The following is a 26,349-nucleotide window of genomic DNA, read 5'->3' as shown; positions in this document are numbered from 1 at the left end:
TCCCGCTCTTTGAGGTCGATACCTCGGTCCCCTGTTTGGGGCCGACGCGATCCAGGCTCCGGACACAAGATTTCCACGTATCGAACGCGCGGGCCTCAGCCGGCCCGCTTCCGCTGTTCCGCCTCTCAGGCCGGAGCAGCGAGCGGTCGCTCGAAGGTCTTGCGGACCTTCCGACACTGCGCGTGCGATGCGCCCATGAACCCAACGGCCGGCACGACATCCGCAACTGGAGAACAAATGGCTTCGACTTCTGCTGATACCTATAGCCCGTCGCGCGACGATTTCGCCGCGATGCTCGACGAGTCCTTCGCAGGTGGCAACCTGCAGGAGAGCTCCGTCGTCAAGGGCAAGGTTGTTGCAATTGAAAAGGACATGGCCGTCATCGACGTCGGCCTGAAGACCGAGGGCCGCGTCGCCCTGCGCGAATTTTCCGGCCCCGGCCGTGACAGTGAACTGAAGGTCGGCGACGAGGTTGAAGTGTTCCTCGATCGCATCGAGAACGCGCTCGGCGAAGCCGTGCTGTCGCGCGACAAGGCCCGCCGCGAAGAGAGCTGGGGCAAGCTCGAGAAGGCGTTCCAGAACAACGAGAAGGTCAACGGCGTCATCTTCAACCAGGTCAAGGGTGGCTTCACCGTCGATCTCGACGGTGCCGTGGCCTTCCTGCCGCGCTCGCAGGTCGACATCCGTCCGATCCGCGACGTTGCGCCGCTGATGAACAACTCGCAGCCGTTCCAGATCCTCAAGATGGATCGCCGCCGCGGCAACATCGTCGTGTCTCGCCGCACGGTTCTCGAAGAGACCCGCGCCGAGCAGCGTCAGGAGCTGGTGCAGAACCTCGAAGAGGGTCAGGTCATCGACGGCGTGGTCAAGAACATCACCGATTACGGTGCGTTCGTTGATCTCGGCGGCATCGACGGCCTGCTGCACGTCACCGACATCGCGTGGCGGCGCGTCAACCACCCGACCGAGGTGCTCTCGATCGGCCAGACCGTGAAGGTCAAGATCATCAAGATCAACCACGAGACGCACCGCATCTCGCTGGGCATGAAGCAGCTGCTGGACGATCCGTGGCAGGGCATCGAAGCCAAGTACCCGCTGCAGGCCCGCTTCACCGGCCGCGTCACCAACATCACCGACTACGGTGCGTTCGTCGAGCTCGAGCCGGGCATCGAAGGCCTGATCCACGTCTCCGAGATGTCGTGGACCAAGAAGAACATGCACCCCGGCAAGATCGTTTCGACCTCGCAGGAAGTCGAAGTGCAGGTGCTGGAAGTCGATTCCGTCAAGCGCCGCATCTCGCTCGGCCTCAAGCAGACCATGCGCAACCCCTGGGAGGTCTTCGTCGAAGGTCACCCGACCGGTTCGACGGTCGAGGGCGAGGTCAAGAACAAGACCGAGTTCGGTCTGTTCCTGGGTCTCGAGGGCGACGTCGACGGCATGGTCCATCTCTCCGACCTCGACTGGAAGCTTCCGGGCGAGCAGGTGATCGACAACTACAAGAAGGGCGACATGGTGAAGGCCGTGGTGCTCGATGTGGACGTCGAGAAGGAGCGCATCTCGCTCGGCATCAAGCAGCTCGAAGGCGACCCCTTCGCCGAGCCGGGTGATGTCAAGAAGGGCGCGGTCGTGACCTGCGAAGTGCTCGAAGTGAAGGAAAGCGGCATCGAGGTGAAGATCACCGGTACCGACTTCTCGACCTTCATCAAGCGCTCCGAGCTCGCCCGTGACCGCAACGACCAGCGCGCCGAACGCTTTGCCGTCGGTGAGAAGGTCGATGCCCGCGTGATCCAGTTCGACAAGAAGGCCCGCAAGGTCCAGGTGTCGATCAAGGCGCTCGAGGTCGCCGAAGAAAAGGAAGCCATCGCGCAGTACGGCTCCTCCGATTCGGGAGCAACGCTCGGCGACATCCTCGGCACCGCGCTCAAGAACCGCGACAGCAAGTAAGCGAGACGTTCGTTTCGCTGCATCAAAGCCCCGGCGTGAGCCGGGGCTTTTTTGTTTGCTGTCTCCACAAGCTCCGCTGTCGTCCCGGACAAGTCTCAGCGCAGACCACCGGATTGAGTTTGGCGAAGACCCGGAGTGCGAGCTTAGCACGACAACTTCTCCCTGTGGTTATGGGTCCCTGCGTTCGCAGGGACGACAGCGAGGGTGTGGCGGGGTACCGGGCCCCACCGCGCTCACAGCCTTGTTTTCTTCAAATTGCGCCGCAATTGATGTATCCAGATAGGGCGTTGGTCACGCTGTGAGGGCACAACGCGTCAGGCCTTTCATTTGGAGATATCTAGATGTCGCTCGATTCGGACATCATCGTCGATCGCCGCAGGATCCGCCGCAAGCTGACGTTCTGGCGCGTGGTGGCTGCGCTGATCGCGATTGCGGCGATTGCGGGCTTTGCGCTGGTCGTGACACCGGGTACGCGGGGCACGTTCGCATCCGCCGGCTCGATCGCGCGGGTCCAGATCGAGGGCCTGATCCGCAGCGATTCCGATCGTACGCAGGCGCTGGAGCGACTGGAGAATTCGCAGGCCGCCGCCGTCATCATTCACATCAACTCGCCGGGCGGCACCACCGCCGGCTCCGAGCAGCTCTACGATTCGCTTGTCCGGCTGAAGGCGAAGAAGCCGCTCGTCGTGGTGGTTGAGGGTCTGGCTGCGTCCGGGGGCTACATCACGGCGATTGCCAGCGACCACATCATCGCGCAGCAGAGCTCGCTGGTCGGGTCGATCGGTGTGCTGTTCCAATATCCCAACGTCAGCGAGCTCCTGAAGACCATCGGCGTCAAGGTCGAGGAGGTGAAGTCGTCGCCGCTGAAGGCTGCGCCCAACGGTTTTGAGCCGACCAGCCCGGAAGCACGGGCCGCGCTCGATGCGCTGGTGAGGGATTCCTATGCCTGGTTCAGGGGATTGGTGAAGGAACGGCGTGGCATGGATGACACGCAGCTCGAGAAAGTGGCCGACGGCCGCGTCTTCACCGGACGCCAGGCGATCGACCTCAAGCTGATCGATCAGATCGGCGACGAGAAGACGGCGGTGACCTGGCTGGTCGAGCAGAAGGGTGTCAAGAAGGGGCTCTCCGTGCGCGACTACAAGCTCCAGCCGCGCTTTGGCGATCTGCCATTCCTCAAGACGGCGGCCGCCGTCACGCTGGAAGCGCTCGGTTTGGGCTCGATTGCGCATCAAATCGGGCAAACCGGCGTCGCGCAGGCGGTCGATCGGTTCGGAATGGATGGAATGCTGGCCCTGTGGCAACCGGCCACCTCAAATTGAGGGGGGTGGGCGAGCGCCTGAGGGTTTTCCCGTCTGACGGGCGTCGGGCCAGCCCGCTTTTTCGGCATTTGTCACGCATTTTCACGACGCTCAACCTTGATTTAGCGTCTTGACAGATCAAGGTATTTTCACGGAAATGGTCATCCGCACGCTTCCGGGTCCTATCTCTCGATGATCAAATCCGAACTTGTTCAGCGTATCGCCGAGCACAACCCGCATCTGTACCAGCGGGATGTCGAGAACATTGTGAATGCGATTCTCGAAGAGATCGTAGCGGCCCTCGCGCGCGGTGACCGCGTCGAGTTGCGCGGCTTCGGTGCCTTCTCGGTCAAGCACCGCCCCGCACGCGCCGGGCGCAATCCACGCACCGGCGCGCATGTGCCCGTCGATCAGAAGAGCGTTCCGTTCTTCAAGACCGGCAAGGAAATGCGCGAGCGGCTGAACCGCGACCATCCGGATCCCGGCGCGCCCGACTAAGGCTGTCGTCGTCGGGGTTTAACCTGATAGCCGCATGATGCGGCCGCAAGCTTGATTCAAGACGAGCGATCGCGATGCGAAAGTTCCTGACCGCGCTGATCGTGATCCCGCTGGGCCTGATCCTGGTGGCCTTCGCCGTTGCCAACCGGCACTTCGTCACGGTCTCGTTCGATCCGTTCATTGCGAACGACCCGTCATTGTCGGTCACGCTGCCGCTGTTCCTGCTCCTGATCCTCGTCGCCGCCCTCGGCGTCTTCGCCGGCGGCTCCGCCGTCTGGCTCGGCCAGCGGCACTGGCGCCGCGCGGCGCGCCGGCACGAGGGGGATTCGCGGGCGGCCAAGGCCGAACTGGCCGATTTGCGGGCCCAGGCGGCCGCGGCAAGGCCCGGCTCGCAGCGCCTGCCCGTTCCCTCCGGGGTCGGGCTTTACGGGCCCATCGGGCGAGACAAGCAGCGCGCGACGTTGTAGAAGCGGCCCCGACCGAAAACCCTGTTTTCCGGCCGCACCTTGCGGCCTCCATTTGCTTTGAGACCATGTCCCTGCTCGTCAAGATCTGCGGCCTGTCCACGCGCGAGACGCTTCAAACGGCGCTCGAGGCGGGTGCGGATATGGTGGGGTTCGTGTTCTTCCCGCCTTCGCCGCGGCACCTGTCCCTGGAGCTCGGCCGCGACCTCGGCCGCCAGGTGAGGGGGCGCGCGCTCAAGGTCGCCCTCACCGTCGATGCCGACGATGCGACGCTCGACAACATCATGGACGCGCTGTCGCCGGACCTTTTCCAGCTGCACGGCAAGGAGAGCGTGGCGCGGCTGCGCGACATCAAGCAGCGGTTCGGCCGCCCGGTGATGAAGGCGGTCCCGGTCGCAACCGCGGCCGATCTCGCCGTGTTGCCCGGCTATGCCGCGATCGCCGACCGCATCCTGTTCGATGCCCGCGCGCCGAAGGATGCGACCCGGCCCGGCGGCCTGGGGGAGCCCTTCGACTGGCACCTGCTCGAAAACCTCGACCTGAAGCTGCCCTACATGGTCTCGGGCGGTCTTCATGCCGATAACCTCGCGGAAGCTCTCCGCGTCACCCGCGCCGGCGGCGTCGACGTCTCCTCCGGTGTCGAGAGCGCCCCCGGCGTGAAAGACCCGGAGATGATCAAGGCCTTCATTCGCGCCGCGCGCGCCAGTCAAGAGTCCAGCCAAGAGTTGAGTGTTCGATGAACGTCGCCAAACCCAATTCCTATCGCAGCGGTCCCGACGATCGCGGCCATTTCGGCATCTTCGGCGGCCGCTTCGTCGCCGAAACCCTGATGCCGCTGATCCTCGATCTGGAGAAGGCCTACACCGAGGCCAAGGCCGATCCGGCCTTCCAGGCCGAGATGAACGGCTACCTCACGCATTATGTCGGCCGGCCCTCGCCGCTCTATTTCGCCGAGCGCCTGACCGAGCATCTCGGCGGCGCCAAGATTTACCTGAAGCGCGAAGAGCTCAACCACACCGGCTCGCACAAGGTGAACAACGTGCTCGGCCAGATCATGCTGGCGCGGCGCATGGGCAAGAAGCGCATCATCGCCGAGACCGGCGCGGGCCAGCACGGCGTCGCCACCGCGACGCTGTGCGCGCGCTTCGGGCTCGAATGCGTGGTCTATATGGGCGCCGTCGACGTCGAGCGGCAGCAGCCCAACGTGATCCGCATGGAGATGCTGGGTGCGACGGTGGTGCCGGTGCAGTCGGGCACGCGCACGCTGAAGGACGCGATGAACGAGGCCCTGCGCGACTGGGTCACCAACGTGCACAACACGTTCTATTGCATCGGCACGGTGGCCGGCCCGCATCCCTATCCGACGCTGGTGCGCGACTTCCAGTCGATCATCGGCAACGAGACCAAGACGCAGATGCAGGAGATCGAAGGCCGGCTGCCGGATTCGCTGGTCGCCTGCATCGGCGGCGGCTCCAACGCGATGGGCCTGTTTCACCCGTTCCTCGATGATCCCTCCGTCGAGATCTTCGGCGTCGAAGCCGCGGGCCATGGCCTGACGCAATTGCATGCGGCGTCGATCGCGGGCGGCCGTCCCGGCGTGCTGCACGGCAACCGCACTTATCTCTTGATGGATGCCGACGGCCAGATCCAGGATGCGCACTCGATCTCGGCCGGCCTCGACTATCCCGGCATCGGCCCCGAGCATTCCTGGCTGCACGAGATCGGCCGTGTGAACTACCTCTCCGCGACCGATGACGAGGCGCTCGCAGCGTTCCAGCTGCTGTCGCGCCTCGAAGGCATCATCCCCGCGCTCGAGCCCGCGCACGCCATCGCCAAGGTGATGGAGCTCGCGCCGAAGCGGCCGAGAGATCACCTGATGGTCGTCAACCTCTCCGGCCGCGGCGACAAGGACGTCCCGCAGGTCGGCGATATCCTGAGGGGCAAGAAGTGACCACGCGTATCGACACCCGTTTCGCCGAATTGAAGAAAGAGGGCCGCGCGGCCTTTGTGACCTATGTGATGGCCGGTGATCCCGATCTCGCGACGTCGCTCGAGATCGTCAGGGCGCTGCCCAAGGCAGGCGCCGACGTTATCGAGCTCGGCATTCCCTTCACCGATCCGATGGCCGACGGTCCTTCGATCCAGGCTGCAGGTCTGCGTGCGCTCAAGGCCGGCATGACCTTGAAGAAGACGCTCGACCTCGTGCGCGACTTCCGCAAGGACGACAACATCACGCCGCTGGTGCTGATGGGCTATTACAATCCGATCTACATTTACGGCGTCGCCAAGTTTTTGGCTGACGCCAAGACGGCCGGTGTCGACGGTCTCATCATCGTCGATCTGCCGCCGGAGGAAGACGACGAGCTCTGCATTCCCGCGCTGAAGGCGGGCCTGAACTTCATTCGCCTGGCGACCCCGACCACCGACGACAAGCGCCTCCCGGCGGTGCTCGCGAATACATCCGGCTTTGTCTATTACGTCTCGATTGCCGGCATTACCGGTGCAGCGGCGGCGGACGCCAATGCCGTCGGTGAAGCCGTCGCGCGCATCAAGCGGCATACCAAGCTGCCGATATGCGTTGGTTTTGGCATCCGCACGCCGGAGGCGGCGCGCGCCATTGCCGAGAAGGCCAATGGTTCGGTGGTCGGCACCGCGCTGGTCGATGCGCTCAAGAACAGCCTCGACGCCGAGGGACGGGCGACCGGCAAAACCGTTAACGCCGTGGCCGAGCTGACGGCCGCCCTGGCCCAAGGCGTCAAGGGCGCGCAGCAGGCGGCGGAATAGGCCATAATTCCGCTTTAGCTCTTAAGTTTGAGCATGATCTTGTCGGAAAACCGCTTCACACTTTTCCGGATCATGCTCTAAGGCGGACGACACGGCGGCTTGCCGGGCAGCGGCCTGGTCGCCATATATCCCTTCAGGCGATCCGCGAGGCGGCATCGCACATCGGAGCAAACCATGAACTGGCTTACCAACGTGGTCCGGCCGAAGATCCGCAACATGCTGCGGCGGGAGACGCCGGAGAATCTGTGGATCAAGTGCCCGGATTCCGGGCAGCTCGTGTTCTACAAGGACGTCGAGGCCAACCAGTTCGTCATCCCCGGCTCGAACTACCACATGCGCATGGGTGCGGTGGCGCGCTTGAAGTCGATCTTCGACAACGAGACCTGGTTCGACGTCGCGCTGCCCGACGTCACGCCCGATCCGCTCAAGTTCCGCGACGAGAAGAAATACGTCGACCGCATCAAGGACGCGCGCGCCCGAACCAATCTGAATGATGCGATCAAGGTCGGTTACGGCAAGCTCGAAGGCTCCGCCGTGGTCGTCGCCGTGCAGGATTTCGATTTCATGGGCGGCTCGCTCGGCATGGCCGCGGGCGAAGCCATCGTCCGCGGGCTCGAGCTCGCAGTCGAGAAGAAGTCGCCGTTCATCGTGTTCGCCGCATCCGGCGGCGCACGCATGCAGGAAGGCATCTTGTCGCTGATGCAGATGCCGCGCACGACGGTCGCGGTGCAGATGCTGCGCGAGGCCAAGCAACCCTATATCGTCGTGCTGACCAACCCCACCACCGGCGGCGTCACGGCGTCCTATGCGATGCTCGGCGACGTGCAGATCGCCGAGCCCGGCGCGCTGATCGGTTTTGCCGGCGCCCGCGTGATCGAGCAGACCATCCGCGAGAAGCTGCCTGAAGGTTTCCAGCGCGCCGAGTATCTGAAAGAGCACGGCATGGTCGACATGGTCGTGCATCGCCACGAGCTGCGTCCGACCCTGGCGCGGCTCTGCCGCTTGCTGACCAAGGCGCCGGCGCTGGAGACCGCGTCGAAGCCGATGCAGCCGGTGCTCAGCCCGGCGCAGATCGTATCGGCCGCCGAGACGGCGCCGGCTGCGCCGCACGCGTGAACGCGTCCCCTGACAGCGCGAAGACGCCGCTCGGTGAATTGATCGGGCGGCTGTCGGTCCTGCATCAGAAGCGCATCGATCTCGGGCTGGAGCGGATGCACCGCCTGCTCGAACGGCTCGGCCACCCCGAACGCAAGCTGCCGCCGGTGATCCACATTGCCGGCACCAACGGCAAGGGCTCGACACTCGCCTACCTGCGCGCGACGCTGGAGGCCGCGGGCTTGCGCGTCCACGCCTATACCTCGCCCTATCTCGTCAGGATCAACGAGTGCTTCCGGCTCGGCCGCGTTGGCGGCGGCGTGCTGGTCGGTGACGACGAGTTGCGTGCGGCCCTGGAAGAGGTCGAGCGCGTCAATGCCGGCGAAGCCGCGACATTGTTCGAGCTGAAAACGGCGGCTGCCTTCCATCTGTTCGCACAGAACCCGGCCGACGTGGTGCTGCTCGAAGTCGGCCTCGGCGGCCGGCTCGATTCGACCAACGTGATCGATACGCCGGCGGCCTGCGTGATCACGCCCGTCAGCATGGACCACATGGATTTCCTCGGGGACACCCTGACATTGATCGCCGGCGAGAAGGCAGCGATCATCAAGCGCGGCGTGCCCGTGATCTCCGCGGAGCAGGCGGGCGAAGCCATGGCGGTGATCGAGGCGCAGGCCAGGCGCATGCGCGCGCCACTGTTTGCGGCGAACGAGAGCTGGCACGTCAATGTCGAGCACGGCCGCCTGGTCTATTCCGACGATCGCGGCCTGATGGATCTCACCGCGCCGCGGTTGTTCGGCCGCCACCAGTTCGACAATGCCGGCCTCGCGATCGCGACGCTGCGGGCGATTCCGAACTTTGGGATCAATCAGGCGGCGTTTGAGGCCGGCATCGTCGGTGCCGAATGGCCGGCGCGGATGCAGCGCCTCACCTCCGGCGAGCTGCTCGCTCTCGGTCCGCAGGGCTCGGAGATCTGGCTCGATGGCGGGCACAATGCCGAAGGCGGCCGTGTCGCGGCCGCCGCGCTTGGCGATCTCGAGGAGCGGGTGTCGCGACCGCTGGTCGTCATCGCGGGCATGATGGCCAACAAGGACGCGCAGGGCTTCCTCGCCAATTTCGCCGGTCTCACCCGTCACATCATTGCGGTGCCGATCCCCGACACCGAGAACGCGATGCCGGTCGATCGCCTCGCCGACGCCGCGCGCAGCCTCGGCATGCGCGTCGAGACCGTCTCGGGCGTCGAAGCCGCACTGCGTGGCCTGTCGAAGCTCGCCTACGAGGTGCCGCCGCGCATCCTGATATCAGGCTCGCTGTATCTGGCCGGCCACGTGCTGGCGATCAACGGCACGCCTTCTGCATGAGGCTTCAATGCGCTTTGCCGCCATCGCCGACGTCCACGGAAACTATCTCGCGCTGGAGGCGGTGCTCGCCGACATCCGGGCCCACGGCATCACTGACATCGTCAATCTCGGCGACATGCTGAGCGGGCCGCTCGATGCGCGCCGCACCATCGAGATCCTGATGCAGCTCGACGCCGTGCACGTGCTCGGCAATCATGACCGCTACCTGCTGGATCGTCCGCCGGAGAAAATGGGCTCGTGGGATCGTCCCGCCCACGCAGCGCTTAATACAGCGCAACTGGACTGGCTCCGCGCGCAGCCGATGACGCGGGTGTTTCGCGAGCAGGTGTTCCTCTGCCACGCGACGCCCGAGAACGACGAAGTCTATTGGCTCGACACCGTGCATCCCGACGGCACGGTGGCGCTGTCGCTGCTCGACCGGATCGAGCAATTCGCACAGGGCGTCAGCCAGTCCCTGATCCTCTGCGCCCACACCCATCTCGCCCGCGCGGTACGACTTCGCGACGGCCGGCTGATCGTCAATCCTGGCAGCGTCGGCAGTCCCGGCTTTCGCGACAAGCATCCCTATCCGCATGTGGTGGAAGCCGGCACGCCGCATGCGCGTTATGCGTTTCTCGAACTGGCTAATGGTGCCTGGCAGGTGACGTTCCGCCACGTCGCGTATGATCACGAGGCAATGGCGGCGTTGGCACGCAATAACAGTCAGCCGGAGCTGGCACAGGCAATAGCGACCGGTTGGCTGAGGTAAACGGGGCACGAGCGCGACTCACTTCAGCAGCTTCATCGGATCCGCGGCCTTCTGCTTCAACTGCTCGAAGCTGCATTGCCGCGGTGCCTTGTCGGGGCGCCAGCGCAGAATCGAGGTGCCGTGGCGGAAGCGTTCGCCGCTGAAATGGTCGTAGCAGACCTCGATCACCAGCTTCGGTTTGAGCGGACACCATATTGCCGAGCGCTCGGTGGACCAGCGGCTCGGCCCGCCCGGCGCGTTGCCGGTGAAGCCGGGCTCTGCGATCAGCGCCTCCACCCGGTCGGTCAGCGCGGGCTTCTGGTCTGCCCTGATCGCGGATGTAAAGCCGACATGGTGCAGCAAGCCACCATCGTCGTAGAGCCCGAGCAGCAGCGAGCCGACCACCTTTCGCCCGGCGATCTTGTTGGTGGCGTAGCGGAAGCCGCCGACGACGCAATCGGCGCTGCGGAATTTCTTGATCTTCTGCATGCCGTCGCGATTGCCGGCCTGATAGGGCAGGTCGACGCGCTTGGCGATGACGCCGTCCGAGCCGCCGCCGGATTGCGCCAGCCATTTTTTCGCGGTGGCGTAGCTCGTCGTCGCCGGTGACAGGCGGAAGAGGCTCCCCTTCAGATTAGCCTTCGCAAAAGCCTCCAGTACTGGTCGGCGTTCGCTGAGCGGTTTGCTGGCAAGCTGCTTCTCCCGGGCAGTCGCGAGAAGATCGAAGGTGAGATAGAGCGCCGGCGTGTCCTGCGAGAGTTTCTTCACGCGGCTTGCGGCGGGGTGAATCCGCTGCAGCAGAGCGTCGAACGAAAAGCTTTTTCCCTGTGGGACGACGATCTCGCCGTCGAGCGTGAAGCGGTCGGCCTTCAGCTTCAGCGCGGCAGCGACCACTTCCGGGAAATAGCGGGCGAGATCCTCGCCGGATTTGGAGCGCAGATCGACATGGCCGCCGTCGCGCGACATCAGGCAGCGAAAGCCATCCCATTTCGGCTCGTACTGCCATTCCTCGCCGCGTGGAATTTGGTCGACCGACCGCGCCTCCATGGCAACGAGAGAGGTCGATCTTCGCGCGCGCTTTGCGGGAGGGGCAGGCAAGGGCCGGGACTCGTCATACGCTGAACACGTCCCGTCAACGCAAACGGCCGGCATTTCGCCGGCCGTTGTCGAAAATAAACTTGTGCGAGGCGGATCAGACCGCGGAGGTGATCCACTGCTGTAGCTTCGCCTTCGGCGCTGCGCCGACCTGGCGGGAGGCCATCTCGCCACCCTTGAAGATCATCAGGGTCGGGATCGACATCACGCCGTACTTCGACGCCGTCTTCGGGCTCTCGTCGACGTTCAGCTTGACGATCTTGACCTTGTCGCCCATCGCGCCGGCGATCTCGTCGAGAGCGGGCGCGATCATGCGGCAGGGGCCGCACCACTCGGCCCAGAAATCGACGACCACGGGGCCGTTCGCCTTGAGCACTTCGGCTTCGAAATCGGCGTCGGAAACCTTGCTAACGGCCATTGGAGTACCTCACTCGTTGAAAGAATCGGCGCGACCTGGAATCGCGCCCGGGATCATGGGGTCAACCTATGAACGGCTCCTTGCCGGGTCAAGGACGCTCACACCGAGATGAAGGGATGCCAGCGCCGCGTCCAGCGCGGGGGCTGAAATCTCCATATATTCAAGGGCCTCCGTCCAGAGCAGGACGGCGCGGATGGGCTTTTGGGGATAAAGCTGTGCCAGCACCGCCCGGTACAGCGCAAGCTGCCGGACATAGGCGGCGGGCGCTGCGGCCGCGTTCCTGGGCGCCGCCTGGTTGGTCTTGAAATCGACGATCAAAACCTCCTCCGGACGAACGACCAGCCGGTCGATCTGCCCCGACACCAATGCTGGAGTACGGCCCGGCCGCTCCAGCCGGCCGGCGATGGCGACCTCCGCCCGGCTGCCGGCGGCAAACACCGGCGCAAAGCGCGGTTCAGTGATCAAAGCCAGCACCTTGTCGGCCAACGCGGCGCGGTCGGCCTCGGTCCAGTCGGAGGCATTGCGCGCCATGAAGCCGAGCGCGGCCTCGCGCCGGCGCTCCGCAGCGATATCAGGCAGGGATTGCAGCAGCCGGTGCACCAGCGTGCCGCGCTGCAGTGCCAGCGCGCGCGATTGCACCGATTCGCCTGTCCGCACGCTGCGGCCTTCCTCAGCTGACTGGCCGGACGGACGCACCAGATCGTCGTCAACGGCCTCGTGCGGCGCCGGTGTTCGCAGCCAGTCCGGCAATGTGATCGTCTGGTCCACTGCTGCCGCAGGCGTGCCCAGCGCGGCGACGTCCTCCGGTCGGGCGAATCGGGTCACCTTGCCGAGCGGCGTCTCGATCGTCTGCTTGTCCAGGCCCGAGCCGGCGAGACCAGTGTCGACCAGGTCGTACCAGCTCAGCTTGCGCACCGTCTTCATGTTGCCGGGCATGCAACCGCCGACGATCAGGCGGTCGGCCGCGCGCGTCATCGCGACGTAGAGCAGGCGGCGATACTCGTCCTCGGTCTCCTCGAGCATGGCCTTGCGCGCGTCGGCGACCGGCTTGGGGTCGTCGGCCTTGCGGCCGGCCCAGACCACGACCTCGCCGCCATTGCCGCGCGGCACGTGGATCAGCCGGACCCGCTGCGAGTCCGCGGGCGACGATGTGGTGTCGACCATGAACACGACCGAAGCCTCCAGGCCCTTGGCGCCGTGCACGGTCATCACCCGCACCTCGTCGCGCGAGATTTCCATGTCGCGCTTCACCTCGGTGTCGGCCGAGCGCAGCCAGGCCATGAAGCCTTGCAACGATGCCGGCGCCTTGCGCTCACAGCTCAGCGCCAGTTCCAGGAATTCGTCGAGCGCGTCGTTGGCTTCAAAGCCGAGCCGGCGCAGGATGCGCGCACGTCCGCCGTCGCCCCCTAACAGCCAGGCGTAGAAGGCAAACGGCGTTTCCTCGCGCGCACGAATCTCGCAGGCTTCCAGACGCCGCAGCACGGCCGCAAACTTCTCGCTTCCCTTCGCATGCTCGCCGAGCGCGCGGCGCAGCGATCCCTTGCGGTCGTGGGCAAGCTGGAACAGGTCGTCGTCATCGAGGCTGAACAGCGGGCTCTTCAGCGCCACCGCCAGCGCGAGATCGTCCTGCGGCAGCAGCAGGGCATCAGCGAGGTTCATCAGGTCGATGATCGCGATGTGCTCGGTCAGCTTGAGCCTGTCGGCGCCGGCCACCGGAACGCCAGCGTGCTTCAGCGCCTGGATCACGGCATCGAAGGCATTGCCGCGGCGGCGCACCAGGATCAGCATGTCGCCATAGCGCAGCGGTCGGCGCTCGCCTTCGTGCCCGGTCAGCGTGCCACTCTCGACCAGCCGCTTGATCTCGGCCTGGATGCGGCGCGCCAGCTTGACTTCTGGGCTGGTGACAGCGACGCCGTCGAACGGCGCGCGCCAGCCTTCGATCTCCTGGCGGTCGTCGGCGACAGCCAGATCCCACAGCTCGATCACGCTCGGACCGGCATCGGCGAGCGCGTTGTGCAGGGGATGGCCGATCTCGACCGAATGGATGCTCTTGTAGATCTCCTGCTCGCGGAAGACGTGGTCGACCGAGTGCAGGATCGCGGCGCCCGAGCGGAACGAATAGGTGAATGCCACGGGGTCGAACTTCAGCCCGGCGGCGGTGAACTTGCGGTGCAGCTCTCGCCGGCGCGCATCGAATTCGTGCGGGGCCGCGCCCTGGAACGAGAAGATCGACTGCTTCTCGTCGCCGACCGCGAACACCGTGCGGTTCAGCCCCTCGCGCGCGCCTTCCCCGGCGGTGAATTCGGAGATGATGTGCGCGACGATGTCCCATTGCCGCGGGCTGGTGTCCTGCGCTTCGTCGATCAGGACATGATCGACGCCGCGGTCCAGCTTGTAATGCACCCAGCCCGACGAGACGCGATTCAGCATCGCCAGCGTCTTGTCGATGAGATCGTCGTAGTCGAGCAGCCCGCGCTCCTGCTTCTCGCGGCGGTAGTTGGCGGCAGCCGCGGTCGCGATGTGCAGCAGGGCCGCGGTGCGGTCGCGCATGGTCACCGCGCGGCGCTTCTCGATCAAGCCGCTGATGCGCTGCGCCTCGTTCTCGAACAGGCGGGCGACGGACGGATTGTGGTCGCCAAATTTTTTCGTCAGCACGGCCTTGCGCGGCAGCTTTTCGTCGGTGAGGAAGACGCAGAGATAGGCATCGACTTGCGCGCTGCCGGAGAACGCCTTGGCCTCGCGGAGCCGGCTGGCCTGGTCGTTGTCGGACTTGCTGCCGTCCTCCAGCGCAAAGGCGATGTCGTCCCAGCGCGATCGCGGCAGATAGGGTCCATCGAGAATCTCGGTCTCGACGTCCTCGATGCGGTCGCTCGCATCAACGCCCAGCGCCGACGCCATCTGCGCCGCCGCGGCTTCGGCGTTGCCGGCCTCATCCGTCCAGGCCATGAAGTGATCGCGGCTCAGGCACGCCTCGCGCACGACCTCCTTGAAGGTGACGTCGGCGGCGCTGGCCATTGCGGTCAGCAATGCGCGGCCGGTGACGCTCTCGGGATCGCGCGCGGCCTCCAGCAGCACCTTGAGATTGGCGCGTTCCATCATGTCGGTCTGGTCGCGCTCGTCGATAACGGCGAAGCGTGCGGGAACGTTGGCCTCGAACGGAAACTGCTGGAGCAGGCGCGTGCACAGCGCGTGAATGGTCTGCACCTTCAGCCCGCCCGGCGTCTCCAGCGCGCAGGCGAACAGTTTTCGCGCGTCGCGCCGAATTTTCGCGCTGGGATGCGGGATGCCGACAGCGCGGATCGCTGCGTCGAGCCCGGTATCATCCAGCGTCACCCAGTGACCGAGCGTGGTGAACACGCGCTCGGCCATGTTGGCGGCGGCGGCTTTGGTGAAGGTGATGCAGAGGATCTTCTCCGGCGGCACGCCCGACAGCAGCAGGCGGATCACCCGCTGCACCAGCACATGGGTCTTGCCCGAGCCGGCGTTGGCCGACACGAACGCCGACGCGGTCGGATCGGACGCACGCGCCTGCCGCGCGCGCACCTCGTCGGGAATGGGACGTGGCAGCTTCACCATTCCTCGATCCCCAAACCGCCGGCCGCAGACCATTCCTTGATCCGGGCGAGATCGTCATAGGTGCCGTAGCGGTTGGACCACATCGGCAGGTTCAGCGAGGTGTAGGGCTGGTTTTCGTCGTCGAAGGCACGGATCAGGGCTTCAAGCTTGGCGCGCGCTTCGGCGGCTGCTGTGTCCGGCGGCTGCGGCTCGTCGCCCGGCTTGTACTTTAGCTCGAGGATGCGCTCCTCGCCCGGCGGATTGTTGCCGCTCAGGCGCACATAGACGAGCTGGCTCACCGACGCGCCGGCGTCGATATCGGGAAAGCCACCCTCGCGCAGGATCGCGGCTTCCAGCGTGAGCTGCGGCGACAGGCCCATGCGGACCTGCTTGCCGGTCGGCGGCTGACCGGTCTTGTAGTCGAGGATGGCGTAACCGCCGCCCTGGCGCCGTTCGATGCGGTCGGCGCGCGCGGAAAGGCGGAAGCTGCGCGCGCTGTCGAGCATGATTGAAATCTCGCCGCGGGTCTCCGCGACGATGGCCTCGATCGCGTCGCGGCGCGCGGTCTCCCATTCGCCGAACCAGCGCGCGATGCGCTGGAAGCGCGGCCACCACAGCGCCCGCGCCTCGGGTCGCTCCATCAGCGGCGCGAAATGTTTCTCGCCGATCGTGCGCAGCACGCGCGCGGGGTCTTCAGGCAGACGCGTCGCATAACTCTCGGTGAACTCGCCGATCGCATCATGAATCGCCGAGCCGCGGTCGGCGGCCGACAGCGGCATGTCGACGGGATCGAGCGCATCGAGCCGCAAAATGTGTTTTGCGTAGATCGTGTAGGGATCGCGCAGCCAGTCTTCGATCGCGGTCACCGACATCCTGAGCGGCCGCGTCGCCCGCGGCGGCCGCGGCTCGGGCTGCTTGATCGGCGTGACTTCAGCGGGCTGGTCGAGCGCGCCCGCGAACTGCACATATTTCTCGCCGGCGCGAACGGCCGCCTTCCAATGATCGTCGCCCGCAACCGCCTCCAGCCGATGAAGGAAGCGCGAAGCCACCGCAGGTGCGCCGCCGGCCTTGGCGGAATGGGTGAGGATCACCTCGTCGCCGCCGAGCAGCTGAGCAAAATCGTGGGCGGAGAGGCCGATGCGGCGCTCCGGCAGATCGAGACCGAGCTCGTGCCGCATCGGCCGGCTGAGCCAGGGGTCGATGCGCGGAGCCGGTGGCCAGACGCCTTCGATCAGGCCGCCGACGATGATGCGGTCAGCCTGCATCAGGCGCGATTCCAGCGGGCCGTAGATCTGCAGCCGCGCGCCCGGCTTGTCTCGCCGCCTCACGGCGCGATCGCTGAAAGCGGTCTGGAAGACGTCGGCATAATCAGGCAGCGTCACCATCAGTCCGCTGGTCGTGCCGCCGCGCAGGAGATCGTCGAAGGCGCCGGCGAGCGCGAGGCCTTCGCGCTCCTCGAAGGCCAGCGGGATGCCCTGCTCGTCGCGCGACAGCTCGATCATGATCTCGCGATGCCGGTGCGCAAGTTCGGCAAAGTCATATGGCTTGGCCGACACCAGATTCTCGATCGGCGCCAGCGCCTTCTGCAAGGTGTCGATCAGCGTCTGGATGCGGTCGATATTTTCGGCCTTGAGACGCGCACGGGGCTCGGCCTTGTGAAGCGCGGAGACCTCGCTGCGCCACAGCTTTGTCAGCTCGTCACGAAAGCGGTTGAATTCGCGCAGCAGGCCGCCGGTGCCGGCAGGCGGGCGCGTGCCGCGCAGGACTGCAAGCTCGAGATGTTCGATCGCCGCCTTCCATGCGCCAGGCAGCCGGCCGAGCCGGCACAGCGGATGCTTCAGCATCGCCAGCAGCGTCGGTGGCTCCAGTCCCTTGGTCGCGGCTTCCGCGGTGAGACGCGCAAACACGCCGGCGGATGTTTCCATCAGCACGTCGCCGCCGGAATCATCGAAGGCGAGATCCCATCGGGCCAGCGCGGCCATCACCCGCCGCGCCAGCGCGCGGTCCGGCGTCACCAGCGCTGCCGATTTGTCGAGATGCCGCGCTTCGCGCATGGCGATGGCAATGGCGAGCGCTTCCATTTCAGGATTGGGTGCTTCGACGACCGCGAGGTTTCTCATGCCGCCGGCGATCTTCGCCGCGACGTCCGGCTGCTTCAGCCGATCGTGCCAGACTTCCGTTTTGGCCGACGGCCGCATCGATTCCGATGCGAGCAGATCGCGGCCGCCGTCCGTTGGCGGCTGGAGAATCTCGACGTCGCTGCGCTTGATGCCAAAACGATCCAGCAGTGCGTTCATCGCGTATTGCGGATGGTTCGACGCCGGATGCTCCGCGAACTTGCCGAGCGAGTCGCGCAAGCCGCCGATGCTGCGCCAGGCGTCGTCGTCGAGATCGGTGTCGAGGCCCGGCAGCACCACTGCGCCATGCGGCAACGAGGCGACTGCGTGCAGGAATTTCGCGGTGGCCGGCATCGAGCCGGTCGAGCCCGCTGCGATCACGGGCCCATGGGGATGTGCGGTCAGGCGCTTGGCTTCCGCCGCGATCAGGAGATCGCGCCGGGCTGCGGGTTCAATCCGGTTGATCTCGGTGAGATGACCGGGCCAGGCGATGCGTGCGATCCGCAAAAATTCGAGCGAGTGCTGCCAGTAGCGGTCGAGGTTGTCGGGTACGAGACCGTCGAGCGCGCTCCAGTCGACGCCGCGCGTCACCATGTCGTCGATCAGACGCGCGAGGTCGCCGGCGAGCGCCAGCGTCGAAGCGGGCCCGCCGACCACCAGCGGCGACAGCACCGGGCCCTTGGCCCAGGCCGCGACCAGTTGCGCCAGCGTCAGCCGTCGTTCGAGCTCGCCGAGCCGCGGCGGAATGTCGAGCGGCGTCGCGCCGGAGAACTGCTCGCCCTCGTCGGCGAAGGCGAGCTCATCCTCGTCGATGTCGCCGAGCGCGACGATGCGCGGCAGCACCACGGCGTCCGCTTTCATCTCGTCGAGGAAGATCTCGCGGACCACGCGCATCGCGCGCCGTGTCGGGAGGTATAGCGTCGCATCCGCCAGACGCGCCGGTTCCTTGCGCGCCTCGAATCCCTCGACCAGTCGTCCCTCGAGCAGGCTCGCGACGATCGTGCGCAGGAATGGAACTGAGAGGGGGACGCTGAAGACGCGCATGAGCTGCCTGATTCGAAGGATCAGGCAATATAGGGAGGCGGGGTCAAATGGTCATGGGGCGGCGCGAAATCGTCCCCGCTGTTCGCGCGCTTCGTAGCCCGGATGGAGCGTAGCGCAATCCGGGATTCGTGCCACAAGTGATGGTGGCCCCGGATTACGCTGCGCTCCATCCGGGCTACGGCACTGTTCGCGGCGCCACCGCTCTCGTGCCCCGGACGCAGCGCAGCACGCAGTGGTGCGCTGCTGAGCCGGGGCCCAATCTGCTTTCCGAGAGTGAGGATGGAGTGGGTCCCGGCTCTGCGGAGCGGCACTTCGTGCCGCTCCGCGTCCGAGACAAAAGACCGGCCCTACGCCACGCTCTCCAGAAACGCCTCTTCCGCGGCGTGCACGGCGTCGGGCGTGCCGACATGCATCCAGACGCCGTCGAGGCGGAGGCCGAACAGCCGCTCCTGCTCGTTGGCGCGGTCGAACATTTTAGTCAGCGAGAACTCGCCCTGCGGCGCGCCTTCGAAGATCGACGGCGACAGGATCGCAGCGCCGGCATAGACGAACGGAACGACTTCCTTTTCCTTGCGCTTGCGCAAGGCGCCGTCGGGCAGCATGCCGTAATCGCCGCGACCGCCATAACCGATGCTGGTCGCCGTCGGCGCCATCAGCAGCAGGATATCCATCCGCGCGGGGTCGAAATTTTCGGCAAGCCGCGTCAAATTGGAGCGCACGCCGTCGATCCAGAGCGTGTCGGAATTGACGTGGAAGAACGGTGCGTCGCCGAGCAACGGCAGTGCCTTGACCACGCCACCGCCGGTGCCGAGCACTTGGTCGCGCTCGTCAGAAATCGTCACGCGCGGAAGCTGGCGCGATGCGACATGATCGATGATCTGGTCCGGCAGGTAATGCACGTTGACCACGGCGTCGGTCACGCCGGCCTGGCCGAGCTTGTCGAGCACGTGGTCGAGCAGCGGCTGGCCGGCCACCGGCACCATCGGCTTCGGCATCCTGTCCGTCAGGGGACGCATGCGCAGGCCAAACCCTGCAGCGAGCACCATGGCTTTGGTCGGTTTGACGGACATCCTTCGCTTTCTCAGACCTTTCGCGTTCGCAGCAATCCTAACACGAGGTTCGATCAGCCGCACCGCATCTCAACCGCCTTAGCCACCCGCCGTGACGGTTGTACGACGGGTGTTGCCATCATGCCCCGACGGCTGTGGAACGCGCCTTTTTCTTCTTGTCGCCGAGCTTGAGGAAATTGACCCCGATTTGGTCGCCATTGACCCAGGCCAGCTCGCAACGCCGGTACGCAAGTCCGGTGGACGACAGCAGGAGGAAGAATTCCTTCAGATGAAGGCCTTCGACCGAGCCGTCGATGGTCAGCTTGGCGCCGGTCTCGGAGACGTCCTCCATGGTGCAGTCGCGCCGCCAGGTGCCGTCGATCCCCATCATCTGGGCCGAGATCCCGCGCTCGAAAACAACCCGGCTGTTGCCGCGCTGGTCCGTCTTTACCGCCATCTGCCCGCTCCAGCCCGTAATGATCCGGCTGCCTGGCCGCCAGAATACCGGCGTCTTGGCTAACAGCTGGTAAATCGGGCCCCGAATCAAGCCTTTGGCGGCCTTTGGGGCGGCGGGACGTTGGCGAGATACCAGTCGCGCAAAGAGCTCAGCGCGGGATGCGCCAGCGAGCGCTGGAGATAGGTCCAGATCCGCGGCTGGTGACGCAAATAATGCGGCTTGCCATCGCGGCGGTTGAGGCGGGCGAAGGTGCCGAGCAGCCGCGTGTTCCGCTGTGCCGACATGATCGCGTAGAGCTCGGCGAAACCGGCCGGATCGAAGCCGGCATCGCCAGCGCGCCGCGCCTTGATGTAGCGCGACAGCAGCGTCAGCTCGAGGCTTTCGGGCACGTCGATGCGGGCGTCCTGGAGCAGCGACACCACGTCGTAAGAGTGCGGCCCGAGCACGGCGTCCTGGAAGTCGATCACGCCGACGCGTTTGATGGTGTCGCGGTCAGCGAGCCAGATCAAGTTCGGCGAGTGATAATCGCGGATGACCCACGTCTTGGGCGCGGCCAACGGCTTCTTCAGCAACTCGCGCCACATCGCGAAGAACTCCGCGCGCTTCTCATCGCTCAGCGGCGCGTTGCGATCGGGCAGATACCATTCAGGCATCAAGCCGATTTCGATCAGCAGCGCCTCGATGTCGAAGATAGGAATGGTGTAGGTCTGGTCCGCCAGCTCCAGCGTCTCAGGCAATGTCCTCCAGTGCAGCACGGCGAGCACGTCGGTCGCAGCTTCGTAACGTTCGGCGATCGGGCGTGGCGGGTCGCCCTCGATTACGCCTTCGCTGCCGAAATCCTCGGAGATCAGGAAGCCGTGGTCGAGATCGTAATGGTGGATCGCGGGCGCCGAGACGCCGACTACGCGCAAGCCTTCGTCCATGGCAACGAAAGGCCTGATGTTCTCCGCAAGATGCACCGCGGCGCTGTAGGACTTCCCGTTGTACATCGCCGCGCCATCTGGCCGCTGCGGAGAGTTCATGAGGATGACGCTCTCGCCGTCGCGCAGCAGCCGCGCATAGGAGCGCGTCGAGGCATCGCCCGCCATGCGCTTGCGCGTCGCATCCAAGTAGCCCGCTGCGTCCAGGAATTCACGCAATGCCTGCAGCCGCGCGACCGTGGCCGCGCTCTTGCCGTGACCGGTGATGTCGGCGGCGCGCGCGTTCGAGCCCAATGCGGGGCGATGCGTCAGCGCGATGTCGATGCGATCCACTGGCATCGCCGACGGCGCGCGCTCCGGCCATTCGATCAGGACGAGTGTGGCATCGGGCAGCGGCGACAGCCCGATCTCCTCGAGCTCGCTCTCGTCCTCGACGCGGTAGAGATCGGCGTGCATCACCGGGAACGGCGGCAGCTCATAGCCCTGCACCAGGGTGAAGGTCGGGCTCGGCACCTCCAGCTCCTCGTCGCCGGCGAGGTAGCGGATCAGCGCGCGGGCGGCAGCTGTCTTGCCGGCGCCGAGATCGCCGGTCAGCGTAATGACATCGCCGGGGCCGACCAGCAGCGCGAGATCGGCCATCAATTGCGCGGTGGCGGTCTCGTTGTGAAGCGCGACGGAGAATGCGGTTGGTTCTGTCATTCGGCGGCGTCGCGATGCGCCGCCTGGTCGGTCGGGAAGTCGCAGATCACGACCGTGCCCCGGCCGACGATCGAATCCACCCGCACCTTGCCGCCATGCAGCTCGACGAAGGAGCGCACCAGCGACAGGCCGAGCCCGGCGCCGCGGTGACGCGAGCCCTGCGAGCGGCTTTCGAACCAGTTGAACACCTTGTCCTTCATGTCGGCAGGTATTCCAGGCCCGGAATCTGTCACAGTGAAGACCACGCTGCGTTCGGTGCGGCGCGCGCTGATGCCGACGGTGGAATCCTGTGGAGAAAACCCGACGGCGTTGGCGAGGAGGTTATAGAGCACCTGCACCACGCGTTTCTCGTCGCCGACGAAGCTGCCGACATCGGGCGCGATCTCGACCTTGAGGCGGATGCGGTCGGTGGCGAGCCGGTCCTGGATGCCTTCGGCCGCGAGCTCGATGGTCTTGCTGACGTCGACCGGGCCGAGTTCCAGCTTCATCGCGCCGGCGTCGATGGTGGCGAGATCGAGGATGTTGTTGGTCAGCGCCAGCAGCGCGTTGGTCGATTTGGTGACGTAGTCGAGATATTCGGCCTGTTTCGGCGTCAGCGGCCCGGTCGAGGGATCGCTGAGGAAATGCGCGAAGCCGATGATGGTGGTGAGCGGCGAGCGCAGCTCGTAGGAAACGTGGTGGACGAAATCCACCTTCATCTGGTCGGCAGCCTCCAGCGCCTCGTTGCGCTCGCGTAGTGCGCGCTCGACGTTCTCGGTGTCGGTGATGTCCTGGAACGTCAGCATGGTCGCGCCGTCATGCAGCGGGCGGATCATGCCGTCGAGCACGCTGCCGTCCTTGCGCTCCAGCTTCAGCGGCACGTCGGCGCGGCTCTCGATCGAGGTGACGGCCTCGCGGATCTGACGCCAGACCGTGGGGTCGTCGAACAGCTGATGGCACCATCCTTCCACCGTCTGGATGTGCGGCTCGTCGCGCATGGCATCGCTCGACAGCTTCCACATCCGGACGAAGGCCGGGTTGAACAGTTGCGCCTTGCCGTTGCTGCCGAACACCGCGACGCCCTCGGCGAGACTGTCCAGCGTCTCGCGCTGGACCCGGATCATGCCGTCGAAGCGGCGAGCGAGCTCGAGGCTCTCGGTGACATCGTCGAACAGATAGGTGACGCCGCCTTCCGGGTTCGGCGTGGTCACGACCGAGAGCGCGCGGCCGTCGGGCAGGTACCAGGTGTCCTTGGTGGTCTCGACCGCGCGATAGGCCTCGTGCAGCTTGGATTTCCAGGCACGGAAGTCCGGCTGCTCCGGCAGCTTGCGCGCGGCGCGGAGCTGGTCGAGCACGCTGGAATCATCGGGATTGGCGTCGAGGAAGGTGCGGTCGAGGTCCCACAGCCGGCGGTAGGAATCGTTGTAGAAGGCGAGCCGACGCTGGCCGTCGAACACGGCAACGCCGGAGGAGAGCTGGTCGAGCGTGCGGCGATGCGCCTCCGCCATCCGCACCAGCGCCGAGCTGAGCGCATCCGCCTCGCTGGCATCGATGGCGACGCCGACGCTGCCGCTGCCGACATTGACCGCGCGCACGTCGTAGATGCGGCGCTCGCCGCTGATCACGATCGGCAGCCGCGCGTTGAAATTGGCGGTGTCCTTCAGTCCCCGTTCCATCGCGGTGCGATCGGCGCTGTCGAGCAGCTCGAGCTTGCGCTCCTGCGCGTCGGTGACGTTGTTCGCCTCGGTCGCGCGGACATAGGCGGGGTTGGCGTAGGTCAGCGCGCCGTTCTCGCCCTTGGCCCAGATCGGCCAGGGGGCGTTGGCGGCAAAGCCGCGCAGCATCTCGGTCTCGTCGGAGAGCGCGTTGTAGCGCAGATTGGTCTCGGCCAGATCGCGGCGGAGCCCCGAGAGTTCGCGAATCCGGACAATGGCCTGGCCGCCGATGGCGCGGCCGATGGCCTCGAGCGTGTGGCCATGCGCGGTGGTCAGTGTCAGCTGGAACCCGTCGCCGCGGTCACGCAGCGCATCGACGGCATGATCCATCTGGAGCGCGGGTTCCGGCGGCAGCCAGGTTCCGAAGGCGAGCACGCGTTGCGGCGAGGAGTCGCGCGGCAACACCATGGAGATGTCGCCGGAGATCTGCGCGCGATTATCGCCGGCCGGCCAGGAGATCAGGATCTGCGGCTCGGCGAATAGCAGCGCGCCGAAGCGGTCGGCCTGGAGCTGGAGTTCCCCGATTCGGGCGCGCAGCCGCGCCTCGTTCTTCGCCGTGCGCACGCGCGTGCGCATCAAGAGGATCGCAGCCACCACCGAGAAGCCGAGCAGGGCCAGCGCGGTGGCGAGCACCGCGAGTTCCTGCCGGTTGAAATCCAGCATGATGGAGAGGGTGTCGATGAGGTCGGCCGCCTCGGCCGGCGCAGCCGGCAGCAGCGCTGCAAGAGCGCCTCCCAACAAGCCGTTGCGCACGAGCGATGTGCACGACAGCAGCGTCCGACGCATCGACACGATCACGCCTGACATAGTTGCCCCAAGATCGCACAGATTTGCGCGCGGCGACCCCCGTCGCGCGCGAATCAAACGACAATACCCTCACCGCGACTCCGGCGGTAAGAGTCCAGATCGTGAACGCAAAGGCAGCCCCAAAAAAATGCAGAGTGAAGGGTTCCAACACACGTAAATCTTCGGATGATTCGGCTGGAATTGCCGTGCGTTAGCGGATGATGAAGAGGGGTGAGCCGTTTCCACGAAGCAGGTGCGCTCCCTCCCCCGCTTGCGGGGGAGGGTTGGGGNATCTCCGCAACGGGACGCTCCCCAGAGGAGAGAGCCCTCACCCGCCGCGCTCTGCGCGTCGACCTCTCCCGCAAGCGGGAGAGGTAAGAACTAGCGGCCCGTCGAGCCGAAGCCGCCGGCGCCGCGATCGGTGGCCGACAATGTGGCCACCGGAACCAGCGCGGCCTGCACCACGGGCGCGATCACCATCTGGGCGATGCGCTCGCCGCGCTTGATCACGAACGGCGCTGTGCCGTGATTGATCAGGATCACCTTGATCTCGCCGCGATAGTCCGCGTCGATCGTGCCCGGCGAGTTCAGCACGGTGACGCCGTGCTTGGCGGCAAGCCCCGAGCGCGGTCGCACCTGCGCCTCGTGCCCGGCCGGCAATGCGATCGCAAGGCCCGTCGGCACCAGCGCATATTGGCCGGGGGCGAGCATCATCGGCTCGCTGTCCGGCACCGCCGCCATCAGATCGAGGCCGGCAGCCTCGGTAGTCTGATAGGCCGGCATTGGCAGGCCTTCCGCATGGGCCAGGCGTTGCAGTTCGACAGGGACCTTCGTGCTCAAGATGCCGGCTCCAGGGATTTGTCGGTCACGCTTCGTGCGACATGCGCGACCAGTTCGATGGCGACCTGTTCCTTGGTCATCACCGGCCAGGAATCAACTGCAATCTCGCCGTCCTTCTCACCATTCTTGCGGCTAATCAGATGCACGGTGTTGCGGTCGCCGCCCATCACGCCGGTGGCGGGCGAGACGTCGTTGGCGACGATCCAGTCGCAGCCCTTGCGGGCCAGTTTTGACTTGGCGTTGTCGATGAGGTGCTCCGTCTCGGCGGCAAAGCCGATCACCAGCGGCGGGCGCTTGTCGGTCAGCTTCGAGATCGTGGCGAGGATATCGGGGTTCTCGATCAGCTGAAGCGGCGGCATGCCGGCCGAAGTCTTCTTCAGCTTCTGCTCGCCTTCATTGGCAACGCGCCAGTCGGCGACCGCGGCGGCAAAGATCGCGATGTCGGCGGGAAGCGAGGCCTGCACCTGCTCCAGCATCTGCCGCGCCGATTCGACGTGCTTGACGGTGACGCCCTGGGGATCGCTGAGGTCGACCGGACCGCTGACCAAAATCACCTCGGCGCCGGCGGCTTGTGCGGCGGCGGCAATGGCAAAGCCCTGCTTGCCCGAGGAGCGATTGGCGATGTAGCGCACCGGATCGATCGGCTCGTGGGTAGGACCTGCGGTGATCAGTACGCGCTTGCCGGCAAGTGGCTTTGGCGCCGGCGGCCGCAGCAGGCGCTCGGCGGCGGCGGCAATCTCGATCGCTTCCGACATGCGGCCGACACCGGCTTCGCCTGCTTCGGCCATCTCGCCGGAATTGGGTCCGATCAGCACCACGCCGTCGCGCTGCAGCTGCGTGAGGTTGCGGCGCGTGGCCGCATTGGTCCACATCAGCGGGTTCATTGCCGGTGCCAGCAGCACCTTGCGGTTGGTCGCGAGCAGGATGGCGCTGGCGAGATCGTCGGCATGGCCGTTGGCTATCTTGGCCATCAGGTCGGCGGTCGCCGGCGCGACGACTATCAGGTCGCAGTCGCGCGCAAGCCTGATATGGCCGGCGTCGAACTCGCTCTGCGGGTCGAACAGGTCGGTATAGACGCGCTCATGGGAGAGGGCGCTGACCGCCAGCGGCGTGACGAATTGCTGGGCCGCCTTGGTCAGGACGCAGCGGACCTCGACGCGGCGCTCCTTCAGCCTTCGGATCAGGTCGAGCGATTTATAGGCCGCGATGCCGCCGCCGATGATCAGGGTGACGCTGGCCTCGGGGACGGCGCCGGTGCGCTGGAGTGCGGGGGTGGAGGATACCGCAGGCGGTACCGCAAACGGCGTCAGCGGCTCCTCGCGGCCCTCGATCAGCTCCCGCAGGATGACCCGGACCTCTTCCTCGACCGACCTGCGGTTCTTGGCCGAGCGCAGCCGCAAATAGGTTTTGACGGCGTCGTCGAGCTTGCGGATGGTCAGGCTTGCCATGACGCCCCTCCAGCACGAAATGATAGCGATGCTATCACTCGTGTGATTGCAAT

The 26,349-nt window shown here is 65.8% G+C and carries 20 protein-coding genes; 10 read left to right on the top strand and 10 right to left on the bottom strand.

What is annotated here, in order from left to right; translation table 11 throughout:
* Nucleotides 1-237 precede the first annotated feature (237 nt).
* From rpsA to A3AS_RS0142130, 10 genes are all read left to right on the top strand, one after another.
* A complete protein-coding gene (gene rpsA / locus A3AS_RS0142175) occupies nucleotides 238-1,944 on the top strand; it encodes a 30S ribosomal protein S1 (RefSeq protein WP_026202928.1) in 1,707 nt (568 codons plus the stop codon).
* A gap of 341 nt (nucleotides 1,945-2,285) precedes the next feature.
* Entirely contained in the window at nucleotides 2,286-3,266 is a 981-nt protein-coding gene (sppA, locus tag A3AS_RS0142170) for a signal peptide peptidase SppA (RefSeq protein ID WP_018323429.1), read from the top strand.
* Nucleotides 3,267-3,437: 171 nt separating this feature from the next.
* A complete protein-coding gene (locus A3AS_RS0142165; RefSeq protein ID WP_007598410.1) occupies nucleotides 3,438-3,743 on the top strand; it encodes an integration host factor subunit beta in 306 nt (101 codons plus the stop codon).
* Nucleotides 3,744-3,817: 74 nt separating this feature from the next.
* Nucleotides 3,818-4,210: a DUF1049 domain-containing protein gene (locus tag A3AS_RS0142160; RefSeq protein ID WP_018323428.1), complete on the top strand. Its 393-nt coding sequence runs from the start codon at nucleotides 3,818-3,820 to the stop codon at nucleotides 4,208-4,210.
* Nucleotides 4,211-4,275: 65 nt separating this feature from the next.
* A complete protein-coding gene (locus tag A3AS_RS0142155; RefSeq protein WP_018323427.1) occupies nucleotides 4,276-4,947 on the top strand; it encodes a phosphoribosylanthranilate isomerase in 672 nt (223 codons plus the stop codon).
* On the top strand, nucleotides 4,944-6,158 hold the full coding sequence (gene trpB / locus A3AS_RS0142150) for a tryptophan synthase subunit beta (RefSeq protein ID WP_018323426.1): 1,215 nt from the start codon (nucleotides 4,944-4,946) through the stop codon (nucleotides 6,156-6,158). The genes A3AS_RS0142155 and trpB overlap by 4 nt, the downstream gene beginning before the upstream one ends.
* The gene (gene trpA / locus A3AS_RS0142145) at nucleotides 6,155-6,991 is read left to right on the top strand and encodes a tryptophan synthase subunit alpha (protein WP_018323425.1); all 837 of its coding nucleotides are present in this window, start codon (nucleotides 6,155-6,157) and stop codon (nucleotides 6,989-6,991) included. The genes trpB and trpA overlap by 4 nt, the downstream gene beginning before the upstream one ends.
* A 174-nt stretch (nucleotides 6,992-7,165) precedes the next feature.
* Nucleotides 7,166-8,107 carry an acetyl-CoA carboxylase, carboxyltransferase subunit beta gene (gene accD, locus A3AS_RS0142140; protein WP_018323424.1) on the top strand — a complete coding sequence of 314 codons (942 nt, stop codon included), beginning with the start codon at nucleotides 7,166-7,168 and terminating at the stop codon, nucleotides 8,105-8,107.
* Nucleotides 8,104-9,447, top strand: a complete 1,344-nt coding sequence (locus A3AS_RS0142135; protein WP_018323423.1) for a folylpolyglutamate synthase/dihydrofolate synthase family protein — start codon at nucleotides 8,104-8,106, stop codon at nucleotides 9,445-9,447. The genes accD and A3AS_RS0142135 overlap by 4 nt, the downstream gene beginning before the upstream one ends.
* Before the next feature lie 7 nt (nucleotides 9,448-9,454).
* Nucleotides 9,455-10,195: a metallophosphoesterase gene (locus tag A3AS_RS0142130; RefSeq protein ID WP_018323422.1), complete on the top strand. Its 741-nt coding sequence runs from the start codon at nucleotides 9,455-9,457 to the stop codon at nucleotides 10,193-10,195.
* Nucleotides 10,196-10,213: 18 nt separating this feature from the next.
* Here A3AS_RS0142130 and A3AS_RS0142125 read toward each other — a convergent pair whose 3' ends face one another.
* The 10 genes from A3AS_RS0142125 to coaBC form a co-directional block, all read right to left on the bottom strand.
* Nucleotides 10,214-11,221: an ATP-dependent DNA ligase gene (locus A3AS_RS0142125; protein WP_018323421.1), complete on the bottom strand. Its 1,008-nt coding sequence runs from the start codon at nucleotides 11,219-11,221 to the stop codon at nucleotides 10,214-10,216.
* Between the two features lie 145 nt (nucleotides 11,222-11,366).
* Complete coding sequence (gene trxA, locus A3AS_RS0142120; RefSeq protein WP_008540017.1) at nucleotides 11,367-11,687, bottom strand: thioredoxin; 321 nt, start codon at nucleotides 11,685-11,687, stop codon at nucleotides 11,367-11,369.
* A 66-nt stretch (nucleotides 11,688-11,753) separates the two neighbouring features.
* Entirely contained in the window at nucleotides 11,754-15,263 is a 3,510-nt protein-coding gene (addA, locus tag A3AS_RS0142115) for a double-strand break repair helicase AddA (RefSeq protein WP_026202927.1), read from the bottom strand.
* Nucleotides 15,257-18,403 (bottom strand): double-strand break repair protein AddB, encoded by a 3,147-nt coding sequence (gene addB, locus A3AS_RS0142110; protein WP_018323419.1) that lies wholly within the window; start codon nucleotides 18,401-18,403, stop codon nucleotides 15,257-15,259. The genes addA and addB overlap by 7 nt, the downstream gene beginning before the upstream one ends.
* Before the next feature lie 347 nt (nucleotides 18,404-18,750).
* A complete protein-coding gene (locus A3AS_RS0142105) occupies nucleotides 18,751-19,473 on the bottom strand; it encodes a nucleotidyltransferase family protein (protein ID WP_018323418.1) in 723 nt (240 codons plus the stop codon).
* 118 nt (nucleotides 19,474-19,591) lie between these two features.
* Nucleotides 19,592-19,909: a PilZ domain-containing protein gene (locus A3AS_RS0142100; protein WP_018323417.1), complete on the bottom strand. Its 318-nt coding sequence runs from the start codon at nucleotides 19,907-19,909 to the stop codon at nucleotides 19,592-19,594.
* 86 nt (nucleotides 19,910-19,995) lie between these two features.
* Nucleotides 19,996-21,528, bottom strand: coding sequence for a bifunctional tRNA (adenosine(37)-N6)-threonylcarbamoyltransferase complex ATPase subunit type 1 TsaE/phosphotransferase (locus A3AS_RS0142095; protein ID WP_018323416.1), 1,533 nt, complete (start codon nucleotides 21,526-21,528; stop codon nucleotides 19,996-19,998).
* Entirely contained in the window at nucleotides 21,525-24,029 is a 2,505-nt protein-coding gene (locus A3AS_RS0142090; protein WP_018323415.1) for a PAS domain-containing sensor histidine kinase, read from the bottom strand. Before A3AS_RS0142090 ends, A3AS_RS0142095 begins: the two co-directional genes overlap by 4 nt.
* Before the next feature lie 360 nt (nucleotides 24,030-24,389).
* Nucleotides 24,390-24,848: a dUTP diphosphatase gene (dut, locus tag A3AS_RS0142085; RefSeq protein ID WP_018323414.1), complete on the bottom strand. Its 459-nt coding sequence runs from the start codon at nucleotides 24,846-24,848 to the stop codon at nucleotides 24,390-24,392.
* Nucleotides 24,845-26,296 (bottom strand): bifunctional phosphopantothenoylcysteine decarboxylase/phosphopantothenate--cysteine ligase CoaBC, encoded by a 1,452-nt coding sequence (gene coaBC / locus A3AS_RS0142080; RefSeq protein WP_018323413.1) that lies wholly within the window; start codon nucleotides 26,294-26,296, stop codon nucleotides 24,845-24,847. The genes dut and coaBC overlap by 4 nt, the downstream gene beginning before the upstream one ends.
* Nucleotides 26,297-26,349: the final 53 nt, after the last annotated feature.

The sequence above is a fragment of the Bradyrhizobium sp. WSM2793 genome (genome assembly GCF_000379585.1).
Lineage (GTDB): Bacteria > Pseudomonadota > Alphaproteobacteria > Rhizobiales > Xanthobacteraceae > Bradyrhizobium.
This window is presented reverse-complemented; position numbering and strand designations above follow the sequence as displayed.

Excerpts from the sequence above, each read along its gene's own strand:
- A3AS_RS0142090 (WP_018323415.1), bottom strand. The coding sequence starts at position 24,029 with ATGTCAGGCGTGATCGTGTCGATGCGTCGGACGCTGCTGTCGTGCACA.
- A3AS_RS0142160 (WP_018323428.1), top strand. The coding sequence starts at position 3,818 with ATGCGAAAGTTCCTGACCGCGCTGATCGTGATCCCGCTGGGCCTGATC.
- A3AS_RS0142100 (WP_018323417.1), bottom strand. The coding sequence starts at position 19,909 with ATGGCGGTAAAGACGGACCAGCGCGGCAACAGCCGGGTTGTTTTCGAG.
- sppA (WP_018323429.1), top strand. The coding sequence starts at position 2,286 with ATGTCGCTCGATTCGGACATCATCGTCGATCGCCGCAGGATCCGCCGC.
- A3AS_RS0142130 (WP_018323422.1), top strand. The coding sequence starts at position 9,455 with ATGCGCTTTGCCGCCATCGCCGACGTCCACGGAAACTATCTCGCGCTG.
- coaBC (WP_018323413.1), bottom strand. The coding sequence starts at position 26,296 with ATGGCAAGCCTGACCATCCGCAAGCTCGACGACGCCGTCAAAACCTAT.
- A3AS_RS0142125 (WP_018323421.1), bottom strand. The coding sequence starts at position 11,221 with ATGGAGGCGCGGTCGGTCGACCAAATTCCACGCGGCGAGGAATGGCAG.
- A3AS_RS0142155 (WP_018323427.1), top strand. The coding sequence starts at position 4,276 with ATGTCCCTGCTCGTCAAGATCTGCGGCCTGTCCACGCGCGAGACGCTT.
- trpB (WP_018323426.1), top strand. The coding sequence starts at position 4,944 with ATGAACGTCGCCAAACCCAATTCCTATCGCAGCGGTCCCGACGATCGC.
- addA (WP_026202927.1), bottom strand. The coding sequence starts at position 15,263 with ATGGTGAAGCTGCCACGTCCCATTCCCGACGAGGTGCGCGCGCGGCAG.
- A3AS_RS0142095 (WP_018323416.1), bottom strand. The coding sequence starts at position 21,528 with ATGACAGAACCAACCGCATTCTCCGTCGCGCTTCACAACGAGACCGCC.
- trxA (WP_008540017.1), bottom strand. The coding sequence starts at position 11,687 with ATGGCCGTTAGCAAGGTTTCCGACGCCGATTTCGAAGCCGAAGTGCTC.
- rpsA (WP_026202928.1), top strand. The coding sequence starts at position 238 with ATGGCTTCGACTTCTGCTGATACCTATAGCCCGTCGCGCGACGATTTC.
- A3AS_RS0142165 (WP_007598410.1), top strand. The coding sequence starts at position 3,438 with ATGATCAAATCCGAACTTGTTCAGCGTATCGCCGAGCACAACCCGCAT.
- accD (WP_018323424.1), top strand. The coding sequence starts at position 7,166 with ATGAACTGGCTTACCAACGTGGTCCGGCCGAAGATCCGCAACATGCTG.
- A3AS_RS0142105 (WP_018323418.1), bottom strand. The coding sequence starts at position 19,473 with ATGTCCGTCAAACCGACCAAAGCCATGGTGCTCGCTGCAGGGTTTGGC.
- addB (WP_018323419.1), bottom strand. The coding sequence starts at position 18,403 with ATGCGCGTCTTCAGCGTCCCCCTCTCAGTTCCATTCCTGCGCACGATC.